27 protein-coding genes are annotated in these 22651 nt (G+C 74.7%); 5 read left to right on the top strand and 22 right to left on the bottom strand.

Annotation, left to right across the window (positions count from 1 at the left end; genetic code table 11):
* Positions 1–19 precede the first annotated feature (19 nt).
* From MODMU_RS08540 to era, 8 genes are all read right to left on the bottom strand, one after another.
* Complete coding sequence (locus tag MODMU_RS08540) at positions 20–478, bottom strand: Rv0361 family membrane protein (protein ID WP_014739820.1); 459 nt, start codon at positions 476–478, stop codon at positions 20–22.
* Positions 475–1632 (bottom strand): tRNA dihydrouridine synthase DusB, encoded by a 1158-nt coding sequence (gene dusB, locus MODMU_RS08535; protein ID WP_014739819.1) that lies wholly within the window; start codon positions 1630–1632, stop codon positions 475–477. Before dusB ends, MODMU_RS08540 begins: the two co-directional genes overlap by 4 nt.
* 352 nt (positions 1633–1984) lie before the next feature.
* A complete protein-coding gene (locus MODMU_RS08530; RefSeq protein ID WP_014739818.1) occupies positions 1985–3400 on the bottom strand; it encodes a glycine--tRNA ligase in 1416 nt (471 codons plus the stop codon).
* A gap of 43 nt (positions 3401–3443) precedes the next feature.
* Positions 3444–3707: a hypothetical protein gene (locus tag MODMU_RS08525; protein WP_014739817.1), complete on the bottom strand. Its 264-nt coding sequence runs from the start codon at positions 3705–3707 to the stop codon at positions 3444–3446.
* A 115-nt stretch (positions 3708–3822) separates the two neighbouring features.
* On the bottom strand, positions 3823–4098 hold the full coding sequence (locus MODMU_RS08520; protein ID WP_014739816.1) for an antibiotic biosynthesis monooxygenase family protein: 276 nt from the start codon (positions 4096–4098) through the stop codon (positions 3823–3825).
* A complete protein-coding gene (locus MODMU_RS08515; protein ID WP_014739815.1) occupies positions 4098–4862 on the bottom strand; it encodes an isoprenyl transferase in 765 nt (254 codons plus the stop codon). The genes MODMU_RS08520 and MODMU_RS08515 overlap by 1 nt, the downstream gene beginning before the upstream one ends.
* Positions 4859–5605 carry a DNA repair protein RecO gene (gene recO / locus MODMU_RS08510; RefSeq protein WP_014739814.1) on the bottom strand — a complete coding sequence of 249 codons (747 nt, stop codon included), beginning with the start codon at positions 5603–5605 and terminating at the stop codon, positions 4859–4861. The genes MODMU_RS08515 and recO overlap by 4 nt, the downstream gene beginning before the upstream one ends.
* A 4-nt stretch (positions 5606–5609) precedes the next feature.
* On the bottom strand, positions 5610–6527 hold the full coding sequence (era, locus tag MODMU_RS08505) for a GTPase Era (protein WP_014739813.1): 918 nt from the start codon (positions 6525–6527) through the stop codon (positions 5610–5612).
* An 85-nt stretch (positions 6528–6612) separates the two neighbouring features.
* On the opposite strand from era, the gene MODMU_RS08500 reads away from it, so the two are divergent.
* On the top strand, positions 6613–6903 hold the full coding sequence (locus MODMU_RS08500) for a DUF1540 domain-containing protein (protein ID WP_014739812.1): 291 nt from the start codon (positions 6613–6615) through the stop codon (positions 6901–6903).
* A 13-nt stretch (positions 6904–6916) separates the two neighbouring features.
* On the opposite strand, the gene MODMU_RS08495 is transcribed toward MODMU_RS08500, so the two are convergent.
* A complete protein-coding gene (locus tag MODMU_RS08495; RefSeq protein WP_014739811.1) occupies positions 6917–7345 on the bottom strand; it encodes a hypothetical protein in 429 nt (142 codons plus the stop codon).
* Between the two features lie 68 nt (positions 7346–7413).
* Between MODMU_RS08495 and MODMU_RS08490 the strand changes: the two genes are divergently transcribed.
* The gene (locus tag MODMU_RS08490) at positions 7414–8013 is read left to right on the top strand and encodes a hypothetical protein (protein ID WP_014739810.1); all 600 of its coding nucleotides are present in this window, start codon (positions 7414–7416) and stop codon (positions 8011–8013) included.
* Here the strand turns inward: MODMU_RS08490 and MODMU_RS08485 are convergent.
* The 7 genes from MODMU_RS08485 to MODMU_RS08455 all read right to left on the bottom strand — a co-directional run bounded on the left by MODMU_RS08485 (position 8010) and on the right by MODMU_RS08455 (position 13687).
* Positions 8010–8669, bottom strand: a complete 660-nt coding sequence (locus MODMU_RS08485) for a response regulator (RefSeq protein ID WP_014739809.1) — start codon at positions 8667–8669, stop codon at positions 8010–8012. The two genes, MODMU_RS08490 and MODMU_RS08485, sit on opposite strands and share 4 nt — an antisense overlap.
* Positions 8666–9685, bottom strand: coding sequence for a sensor histidine kinase (locus MODMU_RS08480; RefSeq protein ID WP_014739808.1), 1020 nt, complete (start codon positions 9683–9685; stop codon positions 8666–8668). Before MODMU_RS08480 ends, MODMU_RS08485 begins: the two co-directional genes overlap by 4 nt.
* A 139-nt stretch (positions 9686–9824) precedes the next feature.
* Positions 9825–10163, bottom strand: a complete 339-nt coding sequence (locus MODMU_RS08475) for a hypothetical protein (protein ID WP_014739807.1) — start codon at positions 10161–10163, stop codon at positions 9825–9827.
* An 86-nt stretch (positions 10164–10249) separates the two neighbouring features.
* On the bottom strand, positions 10250–11596 hold the full coding sequence (locus tag MODMU_RS08470; protein ID WP_014739806.1) for a hemolysin family protein: 1347 nt from the start codon (positions 11594–11596) through the stop codon (positions 10250–10252).
* On the bottom strand, positions 11593–12090 hold the full coding sequence (gene ybeY, locus MODMU_RS08465) for an rRNA maturation RNase YbeY (protein ID WP_014739805.1): 498 nt from the start codon (positions 12088–12090) through the stop codon (positions 11593–11595). Before ybeY ends, MODMU_RS08470 begins: the two co-directional genes overlap by 4 nt.
* 5 nt (positions 12091–12095) lie before the next feature.
* Positions 12096–13220, bottom strand: coding sequence for a PhoH family protein (locus tag MODMU_RS08460; protein ID WP_014739804.1), 1125 nt, complete (start codon positions 13218–13220; stop codon positions 12096–12098).
* Positions 13221–13315: 95 nt separating this feature from the next.
* A complete protein-coding gene (locus MODMU_RS08455; protein ID WP_014739803.1) occupies positions 13316–13687 on the bottom strand; it encodes a histidine triad nucleotide-binding protein in 372 nt (123 codons plus the stop codon).
* A 154-nt stretch (positions 13688–13841) separates the two neighbouring features.
* Here MODMU_RS08455 and MODMU_RS29990 point away from each other — a divergent pair, with 154 nt between their 5' ends.
* Entirely contained in the window at positions 13842–15401 is a 1560-nt protein-coding gene (locus MODMU_RS29990; RefSeq protein ID WP_014739802.1) for a GAF domain-containing protein, read from the top strand.
* A gap of 19 nt (positions 15402–15420) precedes the next feature.
* Here the strand turns inward: MODMU_RS29990 and MODMU_RS08445 are convergent, their stop codons facing one another.
* Positions 15421–16200, bottom strand: coding sequence for an SDR family NAD(P)-dependent oxidoreductase (locus MODMU_RS08445; protein WP_014739801.1), 780 nt, complete (start codon positions 16198–16200; stop codon positions 15421–15423).
* Positions 16201–16302: 102 nt separating this feature from the next.
* On the opposite strand from MODMU_RS08445, the gene MODMU_RS08440 reads away from it, so the two are divergent.
* A complete protein-coding gene (locus MODMU_RS08440; protein ID WP_014739800.1) occupies positions 16303–17145 on the top strand; it encodes a helix-turn-helix domain-containing protein in 843 nt (280 codons plus the stop codon).
* 114 nt (positions 17146–17259) lie between these two features.
* On the opposite strand, the gene MODMU_RS08435 is transcribed toward MODMU_RS08440, so the two are convergent.
* The 3 genes from MODMU_RS08435 to hrcA are packed head-to-tail and all read right to left on the bottom strand — an operon-like array spanning position 17260 to position 20195.
* Positions 17260–18021 carry a 16S rRNA (uracil(1498)-N(3))-methyltransferase gene (locus MODMU_RS08435; protein WP_014739799.1) on the bottom strand — a complete coding sequence of 254 codons (762 nt, stop codon included), beginning with the start codon at positions 18019–18021 and terminating at the stop codon, positions 17260–17262.
* Positions 18018–19157 carry a molecular chaperone DnaJ gene (gene dnaJ, locus MODMU_RS08430; protein WP_014739798.1) on the bottom strand — a complete coding sequence of 380 codons (1140 nt, stop codon included), beginning with the start codon at positions 19155–19157 and terminating at the stop codon, positions 18018–18020. Before dnaJ ends, MODMU_RS08435 begins: the two co-directional genes overlap by 4 nt.
* 15 nt (positions 19158–19172) lie before the next feature.
* The gene (gene hrcA / locus MODMU_RS08425) at positions 19173–20195 is read right to left on the bottom strand and encodes a heat-inducible transcriptional repressor HrcA (protein WP_014739797.1); all 1023 of its coding nucleotides are present in this window, start codon (positions 20193–20195) and stop codon (positions 19173–19175) included.
* Between the two features lie 160 nt (positions 20196–20355).
* On the opposite strand from hrcA, the gene MODMU_RS08420 reads away from it, so the two are divergent.
* On the top strand, positions 20356–20793 hold the full coding sequence (locus tag MODMU_RS08420) for a type II toxin-antitoxin system VapB family antitoxin (protein WP_430699189.1): 438 nt from the start codon (positions 20356–20358) through the stop codon (positions 20791–20793).
* 98 nt (positions 20794–20891) lie between these two features.
* Here MODMU_RS08420 and MODMU_RS08415 read toward each other — a convergent pair whose 3' ends face one another.
* Together MODMU_RS08415 and MODMU_RS08410 are read right to left on the bottom strand one after the other, a co-directional pair.
* Positions 20892–21500, bottom strand: coding sequence for a response regulator transcription factor (locus tag MODMU_RS08415; RefSeq protein ID WP_014739795.1), 609 nt, complete (start codon positions 21498–21500; stop codon positions 20892–20894).
* A complete protein-coding gene (locus MODMU_RS08410; protein WP_014739794.1) occupies positions 21497–22603 on the bottom strand; it encodes a sensor histidine kinase in 1107 nt (368 codons plus the stop codon). Before MODMU_RS08410 ends, MODMU_RS08415 begins: the two co-directional genes overlap by 4 nt.
* Positions 22604–22651: the final 48 nt, after the last annotated feature.

The following is a 22651-nucleotide window of genomic DNA, read 5'->3' as shown; positions in this document are numbered from 1 at the left end:
GCCTGGGGACGGCGAGCCGTCAGCCCCCCGCGCTGGTGCCACAGACCTTGGTGCCGCCCTCCGGGACGACGGTGAGCTCGGTCGTCGTGCTGGTCCCGCCGTCGTCCCAGCGGACCTGGACGTAGCGCACCGGCCCGTCGTCAATGCGCTCGCCGCGGGAGCCGGTGACGGTCGGGGTGCCGGGCTGCAGGTAGTCCCCGGCGAGCTGCTCAGGGGTGATCCGGAGTCGCTCGGAGTCGCAGACCAGCCCGTAGGCGGTCTCGGTGTCACCGGCGGCCAGCGACTTGGTGAACACCTCGGCCACCTCCTCGGCCTGCTCGGCGGCGGTGCCCTTGAACAGCACCATGCCGCCGACCATGAGGACGGCGATGAGCACCGTGGCGCTGAGCAGCGCGATCAGCGTGCCGTTGCGGTTCCGCGGGGTGCCGGTGTGCAGCGGCATCGGGTCGTCGTCGTAGAGGAACGGGCCCTGCGTCATCCGCCACCTACCAGCATCTCCGCACCCGCAGGGGGTCGCGGGTCGTCGCGGTCGGCCAGCCAGCCCTCGGGCAGCGCGACCGGTCGCGGTGGGCTGGTCCGCCCGCGCGGGGCGCCCAGCACGGCCTCCGGGTAGGGCTGGTCGGGGACGCCGTCCAGCAGCTCGGCGAGCTCGTCCAGGCCGGACACCATGGCCAGCGCCCGCCGCACGTCCGAGCCCACGGAGAAGCCCTTGAGGTACCAGGCGACGTGCTTGCGGAAGTCGGTGCAGCCGTGGACCTCGCCCTGGTCGGCGGCCAGCAGGGTGGCGTGCCGGTGCATGATCGCGGCGACCTCGCGGAAGCTGGGCAGCGTGCGGCGGGCGGACCCGGCGAAGGCGGCGGCGAGGTCGCCGAACAGCCACGGCCGGCCCAGGCAGCCCCGGCCGACGACGACGCCCGCGCAGCCGGTCTCGGCCACCATCCGCAGCGCGTCGTCGGCCTCCCACAGGTCGCCGTTGCCGAGGACCGGGATGTCGACGGTCTCGACCAACCGCGCGATGGGCGCCCAGTCGGCGGTACCGCTGTAGAGCTGGTCGGCGGTGCGGCCGTGCAGCGTGATGGCGGCGGCGCCCTCGTCCTGGGCGATCCGGCCGGCGTCGAGGTAGGTGACGTGCTCGGCGTCGATGCCGATCCGGGTCTTCACCGTCACCGGGACGTCGCGGGCGGCGCCGACCGCCGCGCGGACGATGTCCCGGAACAGCACCCGGCGCCACGGCAGCGCGGAGCCACCGCCCTTGCGGGTCACTTTGGGCACCGGGCAGCCGAAGTTGAGGTCGATGTGCGCCGGGCGGGTGCCGGCGACCTGCTCGTCGACCAGCATCTCCACCGCGCGCCCGACCGTGGCCGGGTCGACGCCGTAGAGCTGCACGCTGAACGCGTCGGCCTCGCCGGGGGCGGCCTGCACCATCTGCAGGGTTTTGGCGTTGCGCTCGACCAGCGCCCGGGTGGTGATCATCTCGCAGACGTACAGGCCGGCGCCGAACTCCCGGCACAGCGTGCGGAACGCCGGGTTCGTGATGCCGGCCATCGGCGCGAGGACGACGGCCGGGTCGACGGTCAGCCCGCCGAGCTGCAGCGGCGGCAGCGCCGTCGCGCGCTCGAGGGTGCTGGTCACGAGCCCAGCGTAGGCGGCCCGGCTGTGCGACCGGGCTCACGCCGCCGAGCCGCGGCCGTCCTCACCCGGCTGGGGCCGGATGGGGCGACGTCCGGCCGGTGCGCACGCGGCTGGACCCCGTCGGATGCGGGTCGACCCGGCAGCGGGCGGGACGCACCGGGCCTTCGGGAGTCACCACGCTCCGACCCTGCACTGGTCCCTACGACGCACACCGTCGTCCGGACGGTCGACCTCGGCGCCAACCTCGTCGACGGCACGGTTCGGATCCTGGACACCGCCGCGCTGTTGAGGACGTCGACGACGCTCGTGCTCTGCTCACCGTGGTGAGCAGCGCACAAGCGGCCGGGGTGGCTCAGCAGCCGGGGAGGCGGGCGGCGAGGTAGGAGACGACCTGGCCCAGCCCGATGCGCTCCTGCGACATCGAGTCCCGCTCCCGCACGGTGACCGCGTCGTCGGTGAGGGTGTCGAAGTCGACGGTCAGGCAGAACGGCGTGCCGACCTCGTCCTGCCGGCGGTAGCGGCGGCCGATCGCACCGGCGTCGTCGAAGTCGACGTTCCAGTTCTTCCGCAGCTCCGCGGCCAGGTCGCGGGCCTTGGGCGAGAGGTCGGCGTTGCGGGACAGCGGCAGGACGGCGGCCTTCACCGGCGCCAGCCGCGGGTCCAGCTTGAGCACCGTGCGGGTGTCGACGCCGCCCTTGGCGTTGGGGGCCTCGTCCTCGGTGTAGGCCTCGACCAGGAACGCCATCAGCGAGCGGGTCAGCCCGGCCGCGGGCTCGATGACGTACGGCGTCCACCGCTCGTTGGTGGCCTGGTCGAAGTAGGACAGGTCGGTGCCGGAGTGCTCCGAGTGGGTCTTCAGGTCGAAGTCGGTGCGGTTGGCGATGCCCTCGAGCTCGCCCCATTCCGAGCCCTGGAAGCCGAACCGGTACTCGATGTCGACGGTGCGCGTCGAGTAGTGGGAGAGCTTCTCCTTCGGGTGCTCGAAGTGCCGCAGGTTCGAGGGGTCGATGCCCAGGTCGGTGTACCAGCGGGTGCGCTCGTCGATCCAGTACTGGTGCCACTCCTCGTCCGTGCCGGGCTGGACGAAGAACTCCATCTCCATCTGCTCGAACTCACGCGTCCGGAAGATGAAGTTGCCGGGGGTGATCTCGTTGCGGAAGGACTTGCCGATCTGGCCGATGCCGAACGGGGGCTTCTTCCGGGAGGCGCCCATCACGTTGGCGAAGCTGACGAAGATGCCCTGGGCGGTCTCCGGGCGCAGGTAGTGCAGCCCGGACTCGTCCTCGACCGGGCCGAGGTAGGTCTTCAGCATCATGTTGAAGTCCCGCGGCTCGGTCCAGGAACCGGTGACCCCGCAGTTGGGGCAGGTGATGTCGGCCAGGCCGTTGGCCGGCGCCCGGCCCTTCTTCTCCTCGTAGGCCTCCTCGAGGTGGTCGGCGCGGAACCGCTTGTGGCAGTTCTGGCACTCGGTCAGCGGGTCGGTGAAGACCCCGACGTGGCCCGAGGCGACCCACACCTGCCGCGGCAGGATGACCGAGGAGTCCAGGCCGACGACGTCGTCCCGGCTCTGCACGACCGTGCGCCACCACTGCTTCTTGATGTTCTCCTTGAGCTCGACGCCCAGCGGGCCGTAGTCCCAGGCCGATCGGGTGCCGCCGTAGATCTCACCGGACGGGAAGACGAACCCCCGGCGCTTGCAGAGGTTGACCACCTTGTCCAGGCGGGCCGGGTCGGCGGTGCGGGTGGGGGCGGGGGTCTCGCTGGGCACGGAGGCTCCATCCGGCTGGCGGTCGGTGGGTGACCCCTTGACGTTAGTCGCCGGGTCGGCCGGGCTCTGCAGCGTCCTCACCCGGCCCGCGGTCCGCGGCCAGCCGGCGGCCGGCGGCGACGACCGCCAGCGCCAGCAGCGGCAGGCCGAAGACGGCGAGGAAGCCGCGGCCGGACTCGTGCCCGCTCACCAGCAGGGCCAGCATGGTGACGGCGGCGAGCGCACCGGCGCCGAGCGTGCCCCAGACGAGCACGTCGACGTCGGCGGGGCGGGCCGGCGCCGGGTCGCTGTGGTGCAGGTCGGTCATCGCGACCTCCGGGGCTCGGGCGCGGGGTGTCCAGGATGGCCCGCGGGCCGCCCGACCGGGCGCAGCCGGGCCACCGGTCTCGCGGGGCGTCACGCTCCGCAGGGGCGGGGTGCGGTCAGTCGGTGAGGAAGGTGCCGGGCTCGTCGAGGGCGTACGCCCACACCGGCCCTCCGGCCAGCTTCACCTCGTACGCCGACAGCGCCCGGCGGTAGGCCCCGACGCCGTCCCAGCGGGTGCACAGCGCGAAGAGCTCCGGGTCGTCGGCGGCTCGGCCGAGCTCGCCGTCCCGGAAGCCCGGTCGCGCCCGCAGCGCCGCGAGCAGCTCGCCGGTGGCGGCGGTCAGCGCCGGGACGTCGGCGGCCGGGACGCGCAGCCGGGTGACGGCGAACATCAGGCGCTGCCGAACCGGCGCTGCCGGCTGGCGTACTCCTCGCAGGCCTGCCACAGCTGCCGGCGGTCGAAGTCCGGCCAGAGAGTGTCCAGGAAGACCAGCTCGGCGTAGGCGGACTGCCAGAGCAGGAAGTTGCTGGTCCGGTTCTCCCCGGAGCTGCGCACGAACAGGTCGACGTCGGGCATGTCCGGCTCGTCGAGGAACCGGGCGACGGTCTCCTCGTCGACCTTGTCGGGCTTGAGCCGCCCGGCGGCCACCTCGCGGGCGATCGCCGCGGCCGCGTCGGCGATCTCGGCCCGGCCGCCGTAGTTCACGCACATGGTGAGGGTGAGGACGTCGTTGTCCTTCGTGAGCTCCTCGGCGACCTCGAGCTCCTTGATCACGCTGCGCCAGAGCCTCGGACGGCGGCCGGCCCAGCGCACCCGCACCCCGAGCTCGTGCATCTCGTCGCGGCGGCGGCGGATGACGTCGCGGTTGAAGCCCATCAGGAAGCGGACCTCCTCGGGGCTGCGCCGCCAGTTCTCGGTGGAGAACGCGTAGGCGCTGATCGCCCCGATGCCCAGCTCGATCGCGCCCTCGACGCAGTCGAACAGCGACGCCTCGCCCGCCTCGTGCCCGGCGGTGCGCGGCAGCCCGCGCTGCTTCGCCCAGCGGCCGTTGCCGTCCATCACGATCGCGACGTGGTGCGGCACCTTGTCGGCCGGGATCGGCGGCGGGGTGGCCCCCGACGGGTGCGGGTTCGGCGCCTTGACCTCGCGCCTCATGCGCGGTCCACCAGCGGCAGCGACCGCAGCCCGCGCTCCAGGTGCCACTGCAGCAGGGCCGCGACCAGGCCGCTGCCCTCCCGGCGGTTGATCGCCAGGCTGGCCTCGGCGTGCGCCCAGTCGCCGGACAACAGCGCCTCCATGAGCTCGATGGTGACCGGGCTCGGCATCGCCGAGCCGGTGGGCCGGCAGGACGGGCACACCGTGCCCCCGGCCGGGACGGAGAAGTGCCGGTGCGGGCCGGCCTCGCCGCAGCGCGCGCAGTCGCCGAGCGCCGGTTCCCAGCCGGCCACCGACATCGCCCGCAGCAGGAACGCGTCGAGCACCAGCGGCGCCGGCTTCTGCCCCTCGGCCAGCGTGCGGAGCGCGCCGATGACCAGCAGGAACATCCGCAGCGACGGTTCCTTCTCCTCCGCCGTCAGCCGGTCGGCGGTCTCCAGCACGGCGGTGCCGGCGGTGTAGGCGCGGTAGTCGCCGACCACGGCGGGCCCGTAGGCGCGGATCGACTCGGCCTGGCTGACGATGTCCAGGTTCCGCCCGGTGTAGAGCTGCAGGTCGACGTGGCTGAACGGCTCGAGCCGCGCCCCGAACTTGCTCTTGGTCCGGCGCACGCCCTTGGCCACCGCGCGCACCTTGCCGGTGCGCCGGGTCAGCACGGTGACGATCCGGTCGGCCTCACCGAGCTTCTGGGTGCGCAGGACGACGCCCTCGTCCCGGTACAGCGCCTGCGGTGTCGTGCTCATCGCGTCAGTACCCGAGCCGGTTGAGCTTCTTCGGGTCGTCCTGCCACTCGCCCAGCACCGTGACGTGCAGGTCCAGGTGCACCCGGCCGCCCAGCAGCGTCTCCATGCCCACCCGGGCCTCGCTGCCGATCGCCTTGATCGTCGAGCCGCCCTTGCCCAGCAGCATCGGCTTCTGGCTGGCGCGCTCGACGTGCAGCAGCGCGTGCACCTCGGTGAACACGGCCTCGGCGTCGCGTGGGTCGGGCTTGCGGACGATCTCCTCGATGCTGACGGCGAGGGAGTGCGGGACCTCCTGGCGGACCTTCTCCAGCGCGGCCTCGCGGACCAGCTCGGCGAGCTGCCGCTCGACGTCCTCGTCGGTGGTCCGCTCCTCCGGGTACAGCGGCGGCCCCTCGGGCAGCAGCCCGATCAGCAGGTCCTCCAGCAGGCCGACCTGGTCACCGGAGACCGCGCTGACCGGCACGACCTCCCGGGCCTCGACCAGCTGGCTGGCCGCCACCAGCTGCTCGGTGATCGCCTTCTTGCTCGCCGTGTCGGTCTTGGTGACCACCACGACGATCGGCGTGGAGACCGACTTGAGCTGGCGGGCGATGAACGCGTCGCCGGAGCCGACCGGCTGGTCGGCGGGGATGCAGAAGACGATGACGTCGACGTCGGCCAGCGTGTCGCGGACGACGTCGTTGAGCCGCTGCCCCAGCAGGCTCTTGGGCTTGTGCAGCCCGGGGGTGTCGACCAGCACCAGCTGGCCGGCCGGGCGGTGCACCACCCCGCGGATGGCGTGCCGGGTGGTCTGGGGGCGGTTGCTGACGATGCCGACCTTTTCCCCCACCAGGGCGTTCGTCAGCGTGGTCTTGCCGGCGTTGGGCCGGCCGACCAGGCAGGCGAAGCCGCTGCGGTACGGCGGCGGATCGGAGGGGGTCACGCCGTCCAGTCTCCCACCCGGTACCGACGACCCGGACCTCCTCGTCGCACCTGGCCCCCGCGAGGGTCTGGTGCCACCCTTGTGCATGACCACCACCCAGGACATGCCGCAGGTCCACGACTGCACCGTGGACTCCTGCTCCTACAACGCCGACCACGGCTGCCACGCCGGGGCGATCACCATCGGCGGGGACCACGCCCACTGCGGCACATTCGTCGAGATCTCCTTCCGCGCCGGGCTCGAGCGCACCGGCGTGGTGGGTGCCTGCCACCGCTCGGAGTGCGTGCACAACGACGCCCTCGAGTGCACCGCGGCCTCCGTGCAGGTCGGCTCGGCCGCCGACGCGGCCGACTGCCTCACCTACCGCCCCCGCTGAACCAGGGCGTCACTCAGGACGCGAGCAGCTCCAGCAGCCGCGGGTCGGGCACCTGCTCCACGGAGAGGGTGCCGGTGCGGAGGGCGGAGTCGGCCGTGCCGAGCGCGGCGACCGGGTCGTCGTCGTCCACCAGCACCGCGCTGCCGGCCGCCGCGACCGGGCGCAGCGCGGCGAGCACCCGCCGCCGGTCCGGGGCACGGAGCCCGGCGGTGAGCCGGTCGACCAGCACCACGGGTGCGGCCTGCGCCAGGGCCGCCTCGACGGCGCCCAGCCGGGCCGGCACGTCGTCGCCCGCCTCGGCGCGCACCGTGAGCACGGTGAGCGCGCCATGGCCGTCCGCGCAGCGGGCGCTGCCCGGGTCGAGGGCGGCGAGCACGGCGGCACGCTCCGCCGGCGGTCCCAGCAGCACGGTCACCCCGCCGACCGGCAGTCGCAGTCCCATGAGGCGAGGCTAACCTTCCTCCCGGAGCGCTGTCGACCGGGCCGGAGCCGCTCTGGGACGATGACGGCATGGCTGCCCGGTCCCGACGCGAGAACGGCGAGCCCCTGGTGGTCCGGGCGGCGATCGACCGGGAGCGGCACATCACCCAGGTGACCAGTTACGGCTACCTCGCCCGGCGCGGCCCCAAGCGGCACGTCACGGTCACCCCGCGCCCGCTGCGGTACTGGCAGTACGACCCGGCACGGCCCTGGGTGCTGGGCGTGACCGTGCTCGCGGTCGTGGTCTGGCTGGCCTTCCTGGGCTGGCGCGACGGCGGGGCCGCGGCCGCCGGCGAGGCGCCGCTGGCGATCGGGCTGGCGGTCGTCGTCCTGCTCGGCGCGACCGGCCGGTTCACCATCGGCGACCACGCCGTCTCCACCGACATCGCCGGGCTGCGGCAGGTGTCGTCCTTCGGCGTGGTCCCGCTCGTCCTGGTCTCCGAGGTGGTCGAGGGGCGCGCCCCGGAGGGCTGGCCGACGCCGAAGGCGCGCGGCGGCTGGTGGCCCGGGCGGCGCCGGGTCAGCGTGCGGCACCTGGACGACGACGGGCTCACCGACAAGGCGTTCACCGTGTGGGTGCGCGACCCGGCCGCGGTGGCCGACGCGCTCGGCCGGCCGCTGCCCCGCTAGTCCTCGCCCAGCCCCGGGGTCAGCAGCCGGGCGCGGGTGGCCCGGCGGACGGCGTCCAGCCGGGACGTCGACCCGAGCTTGTTGTTGATGTTGGACAGGTGCCGCTTCACCGTCCCCTCGCTGATCTGCAGCTCGGTCGCGATCGCCTGGTTGGACCGGGCCCGGGAGACCAGGGTGAGCACCTCGAGCTCGCGGGCGGACAGCACCGAGGCGCCCGAGGCCGCCAGCCCGGCGAGCCCGCCGCGGGAGACCGACAGGGTCACCATGTCCGACGCCGCCTCGGTGCTGGCCCGGATCGCCGCGACCAGCTCGTGGTGCCCGATCGTCTTGATCAGGTAGGCGGAGGCGCCGCGCAGCAGCAGCTGGCGGGCCAGCGTCGTGTTCTCGTGCATGGTCAGCACGACGATCCGGGTGGAGGGCGAGGCGCTGCGGATCTCCACCAGCGAGGTGAGCACCGACTGCCCGGGCATCTCCACGTCGAGCAGCACGACGTCCGGCCGGTGCTGGCGGGTCAGCCGGACGGCCTCCTCGCCGTCGCCTCCCTCGGCGACCACCTCGATGCCCTCGTGCACGGCCAGCAGCGCGCCGAGGCTCTCCCGGAACAGCCGGTGGTCGTCGACCAGGACCACCCGCAGCGGCGGCAGCGCGCCGGTCACGACGCCAGCGGCACGGTCAGCGCCAGCCGGACCCCACCGGGCCCGGCCTGCAGCAGCACGTTCCCGCCCAGGCCCTCGGCGCGTTCCTGCATCGACGCGAGGCCGACGGTGCGGCTGCGGTCGACCGCGGCCGGGTCGAACCCCGCGCCGTCGTCGGCCACCGTCGCCCGCAGCCGCCCCTCGGTCACCTCGACGTCCACGTCGAGCCGGGTGGCGCCGGCGGCGTGCAGCAGCGAGTTGCGGACCGCTTCCCGGATGATCAGGTAGCTCTCCTCCTTCACGTGGGCGGGCAGCGCGTGGTCCTCGGCGGCGGTGAGGGTGACCTCGCGACCGGACGGGACGGCGAAGTCCAGGTACTCCTGCAGCGCCTGGCCCAGGCTGCGCGACCCGACGACGTCGCGCAGCCGGGTGGCCATCCCGCGCACCTCATTGAGGGTGTCCAGCAGCACCTGGCGGGTGCTGCGCAGCCGGCCGACGTCCGGGGTCCGGCCGCTGGCGATCAGGTGCAGGGCCAGGTCGACGCCCTGCATCGCTGCGCCGATGCCGTGGCTGGTGGAGTCGTGCAGGTCGCGGGCCACCCGCCGGCGCTCGTCCCGGTTGGCGTCGGAGAGCCGGGCCAGCAGGACGTCGACGTAGGACACCGCGGCCGGCAGCACGAGGGTGTCGATGACCTCGTGCAGCACCACGGCGACCTGCTCGGCGGGCAGGTCCGGGTGGGCGGCGGCCAGCGGCGACAGCGCCGTGCGGAACAGCAGCCCGGCCGCGCGCAGCGACTCGGCCGGGTGCACCCCGGTGCGGGCCCGGGTCGCCCCGACGTCCGGGCCGGCCGGGGCGGACGGCATCGGCCCCCCGCGCAGGCGGGCGTGCGCGACGCGCAGCACGGCGGCGGCCCGGCCGCCGAGCTCGGTGCGGACGGCGTCGTCGGCGGCGAGCCGGGGGGCGACCTCGGCCACCCGGGCGACGAACGAGGCGACGACGGCGGCGTCGACCGCCGCGTCCCGGTCGTCGCTGGTCATCCCGGCAGGCCCGTCAGCATCGCCGGCCCCTCCCGGGACCCGCCGCGAGCCCGCGAGGGGTGGGGAGGAGGGGGTCCTTCTGCATGGGCGCACCATAAGGGAACGAGCTCGTCCCCCGCGCCCGAGCGAGCCCGTTCCGTCAGGCGGTGGTGCGGAGGACGCCGTCGGGGCCGGCGAGCAGCACCGGCGCCGCGGGCGTCAGGTCGTGCACCGCGGCCAGCCCGGCCGGCTCCACCTCATCGGCGCTGGTCACCACGGCCGCGGCCTCCAGGCCCTGCACCCCGCTGGACACCGCGGCCGCGACCGCGGCCTGCAGCGCCGACAGCTGCAGCGAGGCGAGCGAGACCGTCGCCGCCAGGTAGGTGCGGCCGTCGGTGTCGCGCACCGCGGCGCCCTCGGCGGCACCGGTCCGGCCGCGCGCCGAGCGGGCCAGGGTGATCAGCTTGGCGTCCTCGGGGTCCAGCTCTGCGGCGGTCACCAGAGGAGTCTCCCGTCCGTCGGTCCGGCCCTCCCGCAGGGGCCCGCCGCGAGCGTGTGAGCGGTGGGGGGCGGGAGGGTCCTTCCTCAGCCTTCCACGGCGACGTGCTCACGCTCCCGGGCGGGCTGGTCGGCGGCGACCTCGTCGTCGGTGCGCGGCTCGGCCACCCGGCAGACCAGGATCGTGTCGATCTGGTTGCGCCGGCCGCCGGTGCTCTCGGCGACCAGCCGGAGCCCGCCGACCACGGCCTCGGAGCCCTCGATCGGCACCACGCCCAGCTCGCGGGCGAGCAGCCCGCCGACGGTCTCGACGCCGTCGTCCTCGGGCAGCTCGACCTTGAACAGGTCGGCGAGGTCCTCGACAGGCAGCCGGGCGGTGATCCGCACCGAGCCGTCGGGCAGCTCCTCGACCGGGGGGCGCTGCACGGCGTCGTGCTCGTCGGCGATCTCGCCGACGATCTCCTCGAGGATGTCCTCGATGGTGACCAGCCCGGCGAAGCCGCCGTACTCGTCGACGACGACGGCCATGTGGGTGCGCGAGGCCTGCATCTCGCGGAGCAGCTCGTCGACCGGCTTGGACTCCGGCACGAACGAGGCCGGGCGCATCAGCTCCTCGATCCGCGGCTCGCTGGCCCGGGAGTCCGAGGAGCCCTGCGAGCGGCGCACCAGGTCCTTGAGGAAGACGACGCCGATGATGTCGTCGACGTTCTCGCCGATCACCGGCAGCCGGCTGAAGCCGCTGCGCAGGCACAGCGCGAGCGCCTGCCGCAGGGTCTTGCCGCGCTCGATCCAGACCACGTCGGGCCGCGGCACCATGACCTCGCGGGCGATCGTGTCCCCGAGCTCGAAGACGCCGTGGATCATGTTCCGCTCGCCGGCCTCGACGACGCCGCGCTCCTCGGCCATGTCGACCAGCTCGCGCAGCTCGACCTCGCTGCTGAACGGGCCGTCGCGGTAGCCGCGCCCGGGGGTGATCGCGTTGCCGACCAGGATGAGCAGCGTCGCGATCGGCCCGAGCACCCGGCCCAGCAGCCGGATCAGCGGCGCCGCCGCCATGGCGACCGAGTAGGCGTGCTGGCGGCCCAGGGTGCGCGGGCCGACACCGATGAGCACGTAGCTGACCACGGTCATGACCGCGATCGCGGTGAGCGCGGCGACGGACAGCCCGTCGACGAGCCGGTAGACGACCAGCGCGACCAGCACGGTCGCCGCGGTCTCGCAGGCGATCCGGAGCAGCAGCAGCAACGCGACGTGCCGCGCGCGCTCCTCCATGACGACGGCCAGCGCCCCGGCGCGCTTGGCCCCGTCGCGGCGGAGCTCGTCGACGCGCGCCTTGCTCAGCCGCTGCAGCGCGGCGTCGAGCATGGCGAAGACACCGGCGACGAGCACCAGGGCGACGGCGATCACCAGCAGGACGATCGCGGTCGCGCTCATCGCGTCCCCGGCTCCACGGGTTCGCCGGTCACCGGTTCCCTCGGCACGGAGCGGAAGCCCTCGAGCAGCTGGGACTGCAGGCCGAACATCTCCTTCTCCTCGTCGGGCTCCATGTGGTCGTAGCCGAGCAGGTGGAGCACGCCGTGGGTGGCGAGCAGGAGGAGCTCGTCGGCCATCGAGTGGCCGGCGGCGCGGGCCTGGCGGACCGCGACGGCCGGGCAGAGCACCACGTCGCCGAGCAGCGCCGGACCGGGGTCCGGGTCGTCGGGGCGGGCGGTGTCCAGCTCGTCCATCGGGAAGGCCAGCACGTCGGTCGGGCCCTTCTCGCCCATCCACCGCTCGTGCAGGCTGGCCATGTAGTCGACGTCCACGCAGAGCACGGAGAGCTCGGCCAGCGGGCTGACGTCCAGGGAGTCCAGCACGTACCGGCAGACGCCGGCCAGCGCCTGCTCGTCGACGGCGATCTCGGACTCGTTGGCGACCTCGACGGGCACGCCGCTCAGCTCCCCTGCTGCCGGGTGGACCGGGCGGGCCGGCTGGCCCGCGCCGGGCCGGTGGCGGCCGGCTGCCGGGTGGCGTCGAAGCGCTCGTAGGCGTCGACGATGTCCCCGACCAGCCGGTGCCGGACCACGTCGGTGCTGGTCAGCGTGCTGAAGTGCACGTCGTCGATGCCGTCGAGGATCTCCCGGACGATCCGCAGACCGCTCTGCGCGCCACCGGGCAGGTCGACCTGGGTGACGTCGCCGGTGACGACCATCTTCGAGCCGAAGCCGAGCCGGGTGAGGAACATCTTCATCTGCTCGGCGGTGGTGTTCTGCGCCTCGTCGAGGATGACGAACGCGTCGTTGAGCGTGCGGCCGCGCATGTAGGCCAGCGGGGCGACCTCGATGGTGCCCGCCGCCATCAGCCGCGGGATCGACTCGGGGTCGACCATGTCGTGCAGCGCGTCGTAGAGCGGGCGCAGGTACGGATCGATCTTGTCCGACAGCGAGCCGGGCAGGAAGCCCAGCCGCTCGCCGGCCTCGACCGCCGGCCGGGTCAGGATGATCCGGTTGACCTGCTTGGTCTGCAGCGCCTGCACGGCCTTGGCCATCGCGAGGTAGGTCTTGCCGGTGCCCGCCGGGCCGATGCCGAACACGACGCTGTTCTTGTCGATGGCGTCGACGTAGCGCTTCTGGTTCAGCGTCTTGGGCCGGATGGTGCGGCCCCGGCGGCTGATGATGTCCAGACTGAGGACGTCGGCCGGGCGCTCGGAGCCGCCGGCCTTCAGCATCGCCACGACACGGCGCACCGAGTCCGGGCGCAGCGCCTGACCGGTGGCGAGCAGCGCGATCAGCTCGTCGAAGACCCGGACGGCGAAGGCGTTGTCGGCCGGCTGCCCGGTGATCGCGATCTCGTTGCCGCGGACGTGCACGTCGGCGGCGAGCTCGCTCTCGACCAGACGGAGCAGCTCGTCGGACTGGCCCAGGAGGGCGACCATCGAGACGCTGTCCGGGACGGTGAGGGAGGTGCGGACAGCGGGCGGCGCGTCCGGGGTGCCGGCTCCCGCGGCGCGCGCGGAGAGCTCACGCTGCGTGGCCGCGCCGGGGGCGGCGGGGGCGGCGTCTGGTGCGGTGTCGGGCAAGTACGCTCGACCCTGCCTTCCTGCGACGGGGCTGTGACCCGAGCCAGTCTACGCGCGCCCGGCCGCCCGCGGCCCGGCTCGACGCAGCGTGACGTTCAGCCCGGCGGCCAGCCCAGCCCGCGCCCGCCCAGCACGTGCAGGTGGACGTGGTGCACCGTCTGCCCGGCCTGCGGCCCGGTGTTCGCCACCAGCCGGTAGCCCGGTTCCGCGCCGCCGTCGGCGACCAGCCCCTCCTGCAGCGCGACGGCGTGCGCGGCGGCGACCAGCTCGCCGGTGAGCCCGGGGTCGGCGGCGGTCAGCGCGCCGAGCGTGGCGTGGTGCTCGCGCGGGACCACCAGCACGTGCGTGGGCGCCTGCGGGTTGATGTCGCGGAAGGCGAGCGTGCGGTCGGTCTCCCGGACGACGTCCGGCGCGATCTCCCCCGCGACCATGCGGCAGAACAGGCAGTCGCTCGGCGGCTCGCTCATGCCGTCGACCCTAGGCGGTGCCGGTCAACGAGACGAGACAGTACGTCTGGTCGTGCGCAACCCGGTTGGTTCGACTTCACCGCCGTGATCACCGCGCCGAGGACTGCACCGGACGCGTCGACACCGCCGGCGGAGTCCCGAGCAGAGGACCGACATGCGCATCGCCGCGTTCCGCCAGAAGGCCCCCGACCACACCGCCGAGCTCGCCGAGGCCCGCTCCGACGTCACCGCCGTCACCCGTGTGCTGACCGCCCTCGACCGGGCCACCGACGCCGCGTCGGTCGCCCGCGCCGCCCTGGACACCGTGCGGGAGGCCTTCGGCTGGGCCTACGGCTCGTACTGGACCATCGCGCCGGAGGACGGCCGGCTGCACTTCGCCGTCGAGTCCGGCGACGCCGGGCAGGAGTTCCGGCAGGTCACCCTGGCCGCCTCCTTCGCGCAGGGGGTGGGGCTGTCCGGGCGCGCCTGGCGGGCCCGCGACCTGGTGTTCGTGCCCGACCTCGGCGAGCTCACCGACTGCGTCCGCGCACCCGCGGCGCAGCGGGCCGGGGTCCGCAGCGGCATCTGCTTCCCGGTGGTCCGCGACGGCGCCGTCGTCGGCACCATGGACTTCTTCGCCACCGAGACGCTGAGCCCCTCGGCCGAGCGGCTCGCCGCCCTCCGCGCCGTCGGGCTGCTGGTCTCCCAGGCCTTCGCCCGGGTCGCCGGGGCCCAGGACCAGGACCGCGCCTCCGGCGACCTCGCCGCGGTCAACAGCCTGCTCCGCGACCTGGCGCAGGCGCGGACGGTCGACGAGGCGATCAGGACCGCGCTGGAGACCATCCGCCGGGAGTTCGACTGGCACTACGGCTCCTGGTGGGCCCTCGACGACGCCTCGGCCACCCTGCGGCTGTCCCAGGCGTCCGGTGACCTCGGTGCGGAGTTCGCGTCGATCAGCCGCGGCGCGGGCTTCGCCCGGGGCGTCGGCGTCGCCGGGCGCACCTGGGCCGCCGGGGACCTGGTGTTCGTCGAGGACCTCGGCCAGGTGCACGACTGCGTGCGGGCGCCGGCCGCCCGCGCGGCCGGGGTGCGGTCCGGGGTCTGCCTGCCCATCACGGTCGACGGCCGGGTGGTCGGCACGATGGACTTCTTCGCCACCCGCACGCTGGTGCTCGCCGCCAGCCGCCGCGACGCGCTGCACAACACCGCCTTCCTGATCAGCCAGACCATGCAGCGGATCGCGGCCACCGAGCGGATCGCCGTGGCCGGGCGGGAGATGGTCGCCTCCATCGACGAGGTGGCGCGCAACGTCGCCGAGGCCACCCGGGTCGCCGGTGAGGGCCAGCAGGTCGCCGGCCGGGCCGGCGGGTACGCCGCTGGGCTCGGCCGCTCCAGCGCGGAGATCGACAAGGTGGTCAAGGTGATCACCGGCATCGCCGAGCAGACCAACCTGCTCGCGCTCAACGCCACGATCGAGGCGGCCCGCGCCGGCGAGGCGGGAAAGGGCTTCGCCGTCGTCGCCGGCGAGGTCAAGGAGCTGGCCCGGGAGACCGCCCGGGCCACCGACGAGGTCAGCAGCCGGGTGGCGGCGATCCAGGGCGACGTCCAGGACGTCGTCGGGGCGCTGGCCTCCATCCGGGACATCGTGGAGCGGATCAACGAGACCCAGCACATGATCGGCGGCGTGCTCACCGAGCAGGCTGCGGTCACCCGCAGCATCGTCGAGGTGGCCTGACCACCCGCCCGGCGACCGGTCAGGCCGGCCGGGTGGCCGAGATGCCGCCGTCCACGGACAACGTGGTGCCGTGCACCATCGCCGCGTCGTCGGAGACCAGGTAGAGCACGCCGCGGGCCACGTCGTCGGGCCGGACGACGACGCCGGCCGGGGTCGCCGCCGCCATCGCGTCCAGCACGGCGCCGGCGGCCTCGTTGCCCGGGGTCAGGGTCACGCCGGGGGCCACGGTGTTGACCCGCACGCCGCGCGGCCCGTACTCCGCCGCCCAGCTGCGGGTCAGCTGCTCGTCGGCGGCCTTGGTCGCGGTGTACATCGCGCCGAACGGGCTGCCCACCCGCGCCATCCACGAGCCGACGGTCACGATCGCCCCGGAGCCGCGGGCGGCCATGGCTGGGGCGATCGCGGCGACGAGGACGTGCGGGGCCCGGACGTTCACCGCCAGCAGCGCGTCCAGGTCGGCGTCGGCGAGGTCCTCGGTGGCGCCGACCGGGTAGATGCCGGCGTTGTTGACCAGGACGTCGACGCGGCCGCCCAGCGCCTCGGTCGCCGCGGCGGCGAAGGCGCGCAGCTGGGCGTGGCTGCCGCCGAGGTCGGCCGGGACGGACGTCGCCCGGCCACCGGCGGCGGTGATCCCGGCGACCACCGCGGCGGCCCGGTCGGCGTCCCGGCCGCTCACGACGACGTGCGCCCCCTCGGCGGCGAGGACGCGGGCGGTGGCGGCGCCGATGCCGCTGGTCGAGCCGGTGACGATCGCGGTGCGCCCGGCCAGCCGGCCGGACAGGGTGCTGGGAGAGGTCATGGACACAGGAGGCACCCCGCCGACCGGCCGGGGCCAGGCCCGGCTCAGCCTGGGCACGGCAGGACCAGGCAGGACCCCGCGTCGTGCTCCTACCGTGGGCGGGTGCCCCGAGACCGCGCCGCCCTCGGTACGTTCCTGCGCTCCCGGCGCGACGGCCTGACCCCGGCGCAGGCCGGGATGGCGGCGTTCCCCGGTCCGCGGCGGGTGCCGGGGCTGCGCAAGGAGGAGCTCGCCGTGCTGGCCGGGCTCAGCCCGGACTACTACTCCCGGCTCGAGCAGGGCCGGCAGGCCAACGTGTCCGACGAGGTGCTGGACGCGCTCGCCGGCGCGCTGCGGCTGGACGACGTCGAGCACGCCCACCTGCGCGACCTGGCCGCCCCCACCCGCCGCCGGGTCGCGGCCGCGGGGCTGCCGCAGCAGGCCGACCCGGGGCTGCTGCGGCTGATGGCCACGCTGGACCACGTGCCGGTGCTGCTGCTCGGCCAGCGGGGCGACGTGCTGGCCAGCAACGCGCTGCTGTCCGCCGTGCTCGGCAGCCCGTTCGGCCCGGGCAGCTCGCTGCTGCGCTGGCTCTTCCTGGACCCCGGCGCCCGGGAGCGGGTCGTCAACTGGGCCGACTTCGCCGCCGCCTCGGTCGGCGCGCTCCGCCGGGACGCCGCCCGGCACCCCGACGACCGCCGGCTCCGGGCCCTGATCGACGAGCTGCGCGCCGCCGACGCCGACGTCGACCGGTGGTGGGCCGACCACGGGGTCCGCGACTACGCCTCGGTGCCCAAGCGCATCCAGCACCCGGTCGCCGGGCCGCTGTCCTTCGACATCGAGGTCGTCGCCGCGCCGCACGACCCCGACCAGCGGCTGGTCGTCTACACCGCGCCGCCCGGCTCGCCGACCGCGCGGACGCTGCCGCTGCTGGCCAGCTGGGACGTACCGGCCCCCACCCGCTGATGGCGTCGCGTCAGCGCGGCGCTGAGGTGACCGCGGGGCCGAGTGGGCAGTACTGGTCGTCCGCGCCGGCGCGTACGCGCGGTCCAGCGACCACGACTGCTCACTCGGCGACCCTCACCGCCAGCGGGTGCGGGCGGCCAGTGCGGCCAGCGCCGCGGCGCCGGCGGTCGACGTGCGGAGCACCTCGGCGCCCAGCCGGACCGACTGGGCGCCGGCGGCGCGGAAGGCCACGACCTCGCCGTCGGTGAGCCCGCCCTCGGGTCCGACGATGACGGCGATCGTGCCGGTGGCCGGGATGTCGACCGCGGCGAACGGCTGGCGGGCCTGCTCGTGCAGCACCAGCGCCAGGTCGACGTCGGCGAGCATCCCGATCACCTGGCGGGTGCTCATCGGCTCGGTCACCTCGGGCACCCGCGGACGGCGGGCCTGCTTGCTCGCCGCGCGGGCGGCGGAGCGCCACTTGGCCAGCCCCTTGTCCACCCGGTCCTCGCGCCACCGGGTCACGCAGCGGGCCGCGGTCCACGGCACCACCCGGTCGACGCCGAGCTCGGTGGCCAGGTCGACGGCCAGCGGCCCGCGGTCGCCCTTGGGCAGCGCCTGGACCAGCACGAACTCCGGCGACGGCGGCGGGACGTCGTGCCGGGCCAGCACGTGGACCTGCAGCGTCGCGTGCTCGGCGCCGAGCACCGAGCCCTCGACCACCAGGCCGCGGCCGTCGGCGACCCGCACCCGCTCACCGACGGTCAGCCGCAGCACGTCGACGGCGTGCCGGCCCTCGGCGCCGTCGACAGTGAGGACGTCACCGGCCGGCACCTCGTCGAGCAGGAACAGCGGCGCACCGTCGGCCTGCAGCGTGCCGGCCGGGGTCTCGCTCATCGGCCGTTGAACGCGTCGCGCACCCGGGAGAACAGCCCGCCGGTGTTGGCGCCGGTGCCCTCGGTGAGGTCCTCGCCGCGCAGCGCGGCCAGCTCGCGGAGCAGCTCGGACTGGCGGTCGTCGAGCCGGGTCGGTGTCGTGACGTCGAGGTGGACGAGCAGGTTGCCCCGCCCGGTCCCGCGCAGCCGCGGCGCGCCATGGGCACGGAGGGTGAGCACGTTGCCCGACTGGGTGCCCGGCTTGATGGTGAGGTCCTCGTGGCCCTCGAGCGTCTCCAGCTTCAGCGTGGTGCCCAGCGCGGCGGCGGTCATCGGCAGCGTGACCCGGCAGTGCAGGTCCTCGCCGTCGCGGGTGAAGACGTCGTGCGGGCGCTCGTGGACCTCGACGTACAGGTCGCCGGCCGGGCCGCCGCCGGGGCCGACCTCGCCGTAGCCGGCCAGCCGGATCCGCATGCCGTCCTCGACCCCGGCCGGGATCTTGACCGGGATGGTGCGGCGGGACCGGACCCGGCCGTCACCGGCGCACTGCGGGCAGGGGTTCGGGATGACCTGGCCGGTGGCCTGGCAGGTCGGGCAGGGCCGGCTGGCGATGACCTGGCCGAGGAACGAGCGCTGCACGCTCTGCACCTCGCCGCGGCCGTTGCAGGTCGAGCAGGTGGTCGGGTGGGTGCCGGGCGCGGTGCCGGCCCCGGTGCAGACGTCGCACAGCACCGCGGTGTCCACGGTGATCTCGGTCGTCGTCCCGAAGACCGTCTCATCGAGGTCGAGGTCGACCCGGATGAGCGCGTCCTCGCCCTCGCGGGTGCGGCTGCGCGGCCCGCGGGCCCCGCCGGCACCCCCGAAGAAGGCGTCCATGATGTCGCCGAGACCGCCGAAGCCCGCGCCGGCGCCGAACGGGCTGCCGGCACCGCCGCGCCCGGTCTCGTACGGGTCGCCGCCGAGGTCGATGATCCGGCGCTTCTCCGGGTCGGTCAGCGCCTCGTAGGCACGGCTGACCTGCTGGAACTGCTCTTTCGCCCCCTCGTCGGGGTTGACGTCGGGGTGCAGGTCGCGCGCCATCTTGCGGTAGGCGCGCTTGATGTCGGCGTCACTGGCCCCGGGCTGCAGGCCCAGCACGCCGTAGTAGTCGGTTGCCATCGAGCGTTCTCGTCCTCAGCTCTCGGCCAGCAACTGGCCGACGTAGCGCGCCACGGCTCGTACCGCGGCGATGTTGCCTGCGTAGTCCATCCGGGTGGGGCCGACGACGCCGAGGCCGCCGAGGGCCTGGTCCCCCGACCCGTACCCCACGGAGACGAACGAGGCACCGGTGAGCGCCTCGTGCTCGTTCTCCTCGCCGATGCTCACGGTCACCGTGCTCGGTCCCACCTCGGCCATCAACCGCAGGACCACGACCTGTTCTTCCAACGCCTCGAGCAACGGCCGGACGGTCTGCGGGAAGTCCAGCGCGCTGCCGCGGGCGAGGTTCGCCGTCCCGCCGATGACCAGCCGGTCCTCCGAGGGCTCGACCAGGGTCTCCAGCAGGGTGGCGCTGACCCCGGCGACCAGCGCGCGCAGGTGCGGCGGCGCGTTGTCGACCAGGTCGCCGACGGTGTCGCTGGCCTCGCCGAGCTTCGCGCCGGCGAAGGCGGCGTTGAGCAGCGAGCGCAGCTCGGCCACGGTCTCCGCGTCGGTCTCGACCGGGACCTCGACGACCCGCTGCTCGACCCGGCCGGTGTCGGTGATCAGCACCATCAGCAGCCGGTGCGGCGCCAGCGGCACCAGCTCCAGGTGCCGGACGGCGCTGCGCGACAGCGTCGGGTACTGGACGACGGCGACCTGGCGGGTCAGCTGCGCGAGCAGCCGGACGCTGCGGCCCAGCACGTCGTGCAGGTCGACCGCGCCGTCGAGGAAGCGCTCGATGGCCTTGCGCTCGGCGACCGACAGCGGCTTGACCGCCGACAGCCGGTCGACGAAGAAGCGGTAGCCCTTGTCGGTGGGCACCCGGCCGGCGCTGGTGTGCGGCTGGGTGATGTACCCCTCCTCCTCCAGCACCGCCATGTCGTTGCGGATCGTGGCCGGAGAGACCCCCAGGTCGTAGCGGGCCGCCAGCGCCTTGCTCCCCACCGGGTCGTTGGTGGAGACGTAGTCCTGGACGATCGCCCGCAGCACCCGCAGGCGCCGGTCGTCGTGCGCCACGGCTGACACCTCCCGTACCGGTTCGACGAGCCCGTTCCTGGCACTCAGGTGGACCGAGTGCCAGCATACGACCGGCGGCTCCGGCCGTCCTCCGGCTCGCGGGACGGGGCGCGCGGATGGGATCGATCCCGGGCTCCCCGCCGTCGCAGGCCGTCGAGGAATGACACTAGGGTGGTTCGAGTCGACGGGCCCCGGGCAGCCGGGGGCCGGTGAGCCGGGAGGACCAGCCCTGATCTTCAAGGCGGTGCGGGACGGCCGGCCGTACCCCGACCACGGCTTCTCCACCCGCGACTGGGCGATGATCCCGCCCCGGCAGATCCGGCTGGACACCCTCACCACCACCAAGCGCGAGCTGGCCCTGGACGCGCTGCTGGCCGACGACTCGACCTTCTACGGCGACCTCTTCCCGCACGCGGTGCAGTGGCACGGCGAGACCTACCTCGAGGACGGCGTGCACCGGGCGCTGCGGGCCGCGCTGCAGCAGCGCAACGTCATCCACGTGCGGGTGCTCGACCTCGACGCGCTCATGCCGGACGGCGCCGGCACCGCCCAGGCCCCGCACAACGCCGGCTTACACACTCGACCGACGCGGTCGTGAGGAGTGGGGCCCGGAGGGTCCCGCGACCGAGCGACGAAGCGGCTCATCGCGAGTCGGGGACGACTCCTGGCCGCGGTGCGATCCGGAGGATCGCGATGTCACAGCCAGCCCTTGTCCTGGGCCACCCGTGCTGCCTCGACCCGGGTGCGCGCCCCGGTCTTGCCGATCGCCGAGGACAGGTAGTTCCGCACCGTCCCCTCCGACAGGAACAGCCGGCCGGCGATGTCGGCGACGGTGGCCCCGTCCGCCGCCGCCCGCAGCACGTCGGCCTCGCGCGCCGACAGCGGCGTCGCGCCCAGCGCCAGCGCCGCCGCGGCCAGGTCCCGGTCGATCACCCGCTCGCCGGCCACCACCGCCCGGATGGCCCGGGCCAGCTCGGCCACCGGGGAGTCCTTGACCAGGAAGCCCGCCGCGCCCACCTCCATCGCCCGGCGGAGGAACCCCGGCCGGCCGAAGGTGGTCAGCACGACGGCCCGGACGCCGGGCAGCTCGGCGGCGAGCTCGCGGGCCGCCTCCAGCCCGTCCTTACCGGGCATCTCGATGTCCAGCAGCGCGACGTCCGGCCGGTGCTCGCGGGCGGCGGCCAGCACCAGGTCGCCCCGGCCCACCTCGGCCACCACCTCGATGTCGTCCTCGAGGTCCAGCAGCGCCCGCAGCGCCCCGCGCACCAGCGTCTGGTCCTCGGCCAGGAGCACCCGGATGGTCACGCGGTCACCGCCGCGGGCAGCAGCGGCACCTCGGCGCGCACCCGGTAGCCGCCGCCGTCCACGGGCCCGGCCGCCAGCTCCCCGCCCAGGGCGGCCACCCGCTCCCGCAGCCCGGCGAGCCCCGCCCCGGAGCCGCCCAGCACGGTGAGCCGCTCCCCGGTGCCGGCTCCGTCGTCGGTGACGGTGAGCACCGCCCGGACGCCGTCCTCGGTGAGCTCGACGGTCACCCGGGCGGCGCCGCTGTGCCGCAGCACGTTCGTCGTCGCCTCCCGCACCACCCAGCCCAGCGCGGCGTCGACCCCGCCGGGGAGCACCGGCACCACGTCGGGCAGCCGGACGGCGACCCCGGCCCCGGTGAGCGCGGCGCGGGCCTCGGCGAGCGCCTGCGCGCAGCTGACCTGCCGGTACCCGCTCACCGCGTCCCGCACCTCGGCCAGCGCCCGGCGGGCGGCCTCCTCCACGTCGGCCATCTCCTGCCGCGCCCGCGGCGGGTCGACCTCGGCCAGCCGGCGGGCCAGCTCGCTCTTCAGCGCGATCAGCGACAGCGAGTGGCCCAGCAGGTCGTGCAGGTCGCGGGCGAAGCGCATCCGCTCCTCCGCGACCGCGCTGCGGGCGAGCTCCTCGCGGGCCTCCTGCAGCTCCCGGTTGACCGTCATCAGGTAGCCGGTGCCGCTGATGCCGAAGGCGGTGAGCAGGCAGATGGGCGGCAGGAACAGCAGGCCGGAGTCCTCGTCGGCGAGGATGACGACCAGGCAGAGCAGGGCCGCGGCGACCACCGCGGGCCACACCCACCGCCACGGCAGGGCGGCGGCGGCCGCGGCGGAGACGTAGATCATCAGGCCCGACCAGTCGGCGCCGAAGCCGACGGCGAGGGCGGCGGCGAGCCCGACCATCACCACGAAGTCCGCCCGCAGCGCCCGCGGCCGGCCCAGCTGCCCGATCGCCCGCAGGTAGACCAGGGTGAAGGCGAGCAGCCCGACCGCACCCACCCACCGGGCCGCCGCCGGCCGGTCGGTGGTGACCAGGTCGCTGATCGGGAAGTACTGGAACAGCAGCCACGGCAGCGCCCAGATCGCCTGCCCCCACCAGCTCGACCGGTCCACCTGCCGGACGCTAGCGCCCTTCGGCCCCGCTGCATGGAGCCCGCCGCG

It is taken from the genome of Modestobacter italicus, assembly GCF_000306785.1.
Taxonomy (GTDB): Bacteria; Actinomycetota; Actinomycetes; order Mycobacteriales; family Geodermatophilaceae; genus Modestobacter; species Modestobacter italicus.
The sequence above is the reverse complement of the archived record's forward strand: the minus strand, read 5'-3'. Positions and strand labels throughout refer to the sequence as shown.

Coding starts and splice junctions, on each gene's coding strand:
- MODMU_RS08525 (WP_014739817.1), bottom strand. CDS start 3,707: ATGACCGACCTGCACCACAGCGACCCGGCGCCGGCCCGCCCCGCCGAC.
- MODMU_RS08515 (WP_014739815.1), bottom strand. CDS start 4,862: ATGAGGCGCGAGGTCAAGGCGCCGAACCCGCACCCGTCGGGGGCCACC.
- MODMU_RS08435 (WP_014739799.1), bottom strand. CDS start 18,021: ATGAGCGAGACCCCGGCCGGCACGCTGCAGGCCGACGGTGCGCCGCTG.
- MODMU_RS08500 (WP_014739812.1), top strand. CDS start 6,613: ATGACCACCACCCAGGACATGCCGCAGGTCCACGACTGCACCGTGGAC.
- MODMU_RS08470 (WP_014739806.1), bottom strand. CDS start 11,596: ATGAGCGCGACCGCGATCGTCCTGCTGGTGATCGCCGTCGCCCTGGTG.
- MODMU_RS08495 (WP_014739811.1), bottom strand. CDS start 7,345: ATGGGACTGCGACTGCCGGTCGGCGGGGTGACCGTGCTGCTGGGACCG.
- MODMU_RS08480 (WP_014739808.1), bottom strand. CDS start 9,685: ATGACCAGCGACGACCGGGACGCGGCGGTCGACGCCGCCGTCGTCGCC.
- dnaJ (WP_014739798.1), bottom strand. CDS start 19,157: ATGGCAACCGACTACTACGGCGTGCTGGGCCTGCAGCCCGGGGCCAGT.
- recO (WP_014739814.1), bottom strand. CDS start 5,605: ATGAGCACGACACCGCAGGCGCTGTACCGGGACGAGGGCGTCGTCCTG.
- MODMU_RS08490 (WP_014739810.1), top strand. CDS start 7,414: ATGGCTGCCCGGTCCCGACGCGAGAACGGCGAGCCCCTGGTGGTCCGG.
- MODMU_RS08540 (WP_014739820.1), bottom strand. CDS start 478: ATGACGCAGGGCCCGTTCCTCTACGACGACGACCCGATGCCGCTGCAC.
- MODMU_RS08455 (WP_014739803.1), bottom strand. CDS start 13,687: ATGAGCGAGCCGCCGAGCGACTGCCTGTTCTGCCGCATGGTCGCGGGG.
- MODMU_RS08445 (WP_014739801.1), bottom strand. CDS start 16,200: ATGACCTCTCCCAGCACCCTGTCCGGCCGGCTGGCCGGGCGCACCGCG.
- MODMU_RS08420 (WP_430699189.1), top strand. CDS start 20,356: ATGACACTAGGGTGGTTCGAGTCGACGGGCCCCGGGCAGCCGGGGGCC.
- MODMU_RS08520 (WP_014739816.1), bottom strand. CDS start 4,098: ATGTTCGCCGTCACCCGGCTGCGCGTCCCGGCCGCCGACGTCCCGGCG.
- MODMU_RS29990 (WP_014739802.1), top strand. CDS start 13,842: ATGCGCATCGCCGCGTTCCGCCAGAAGGCCCCCGACCACACCGCCGAG.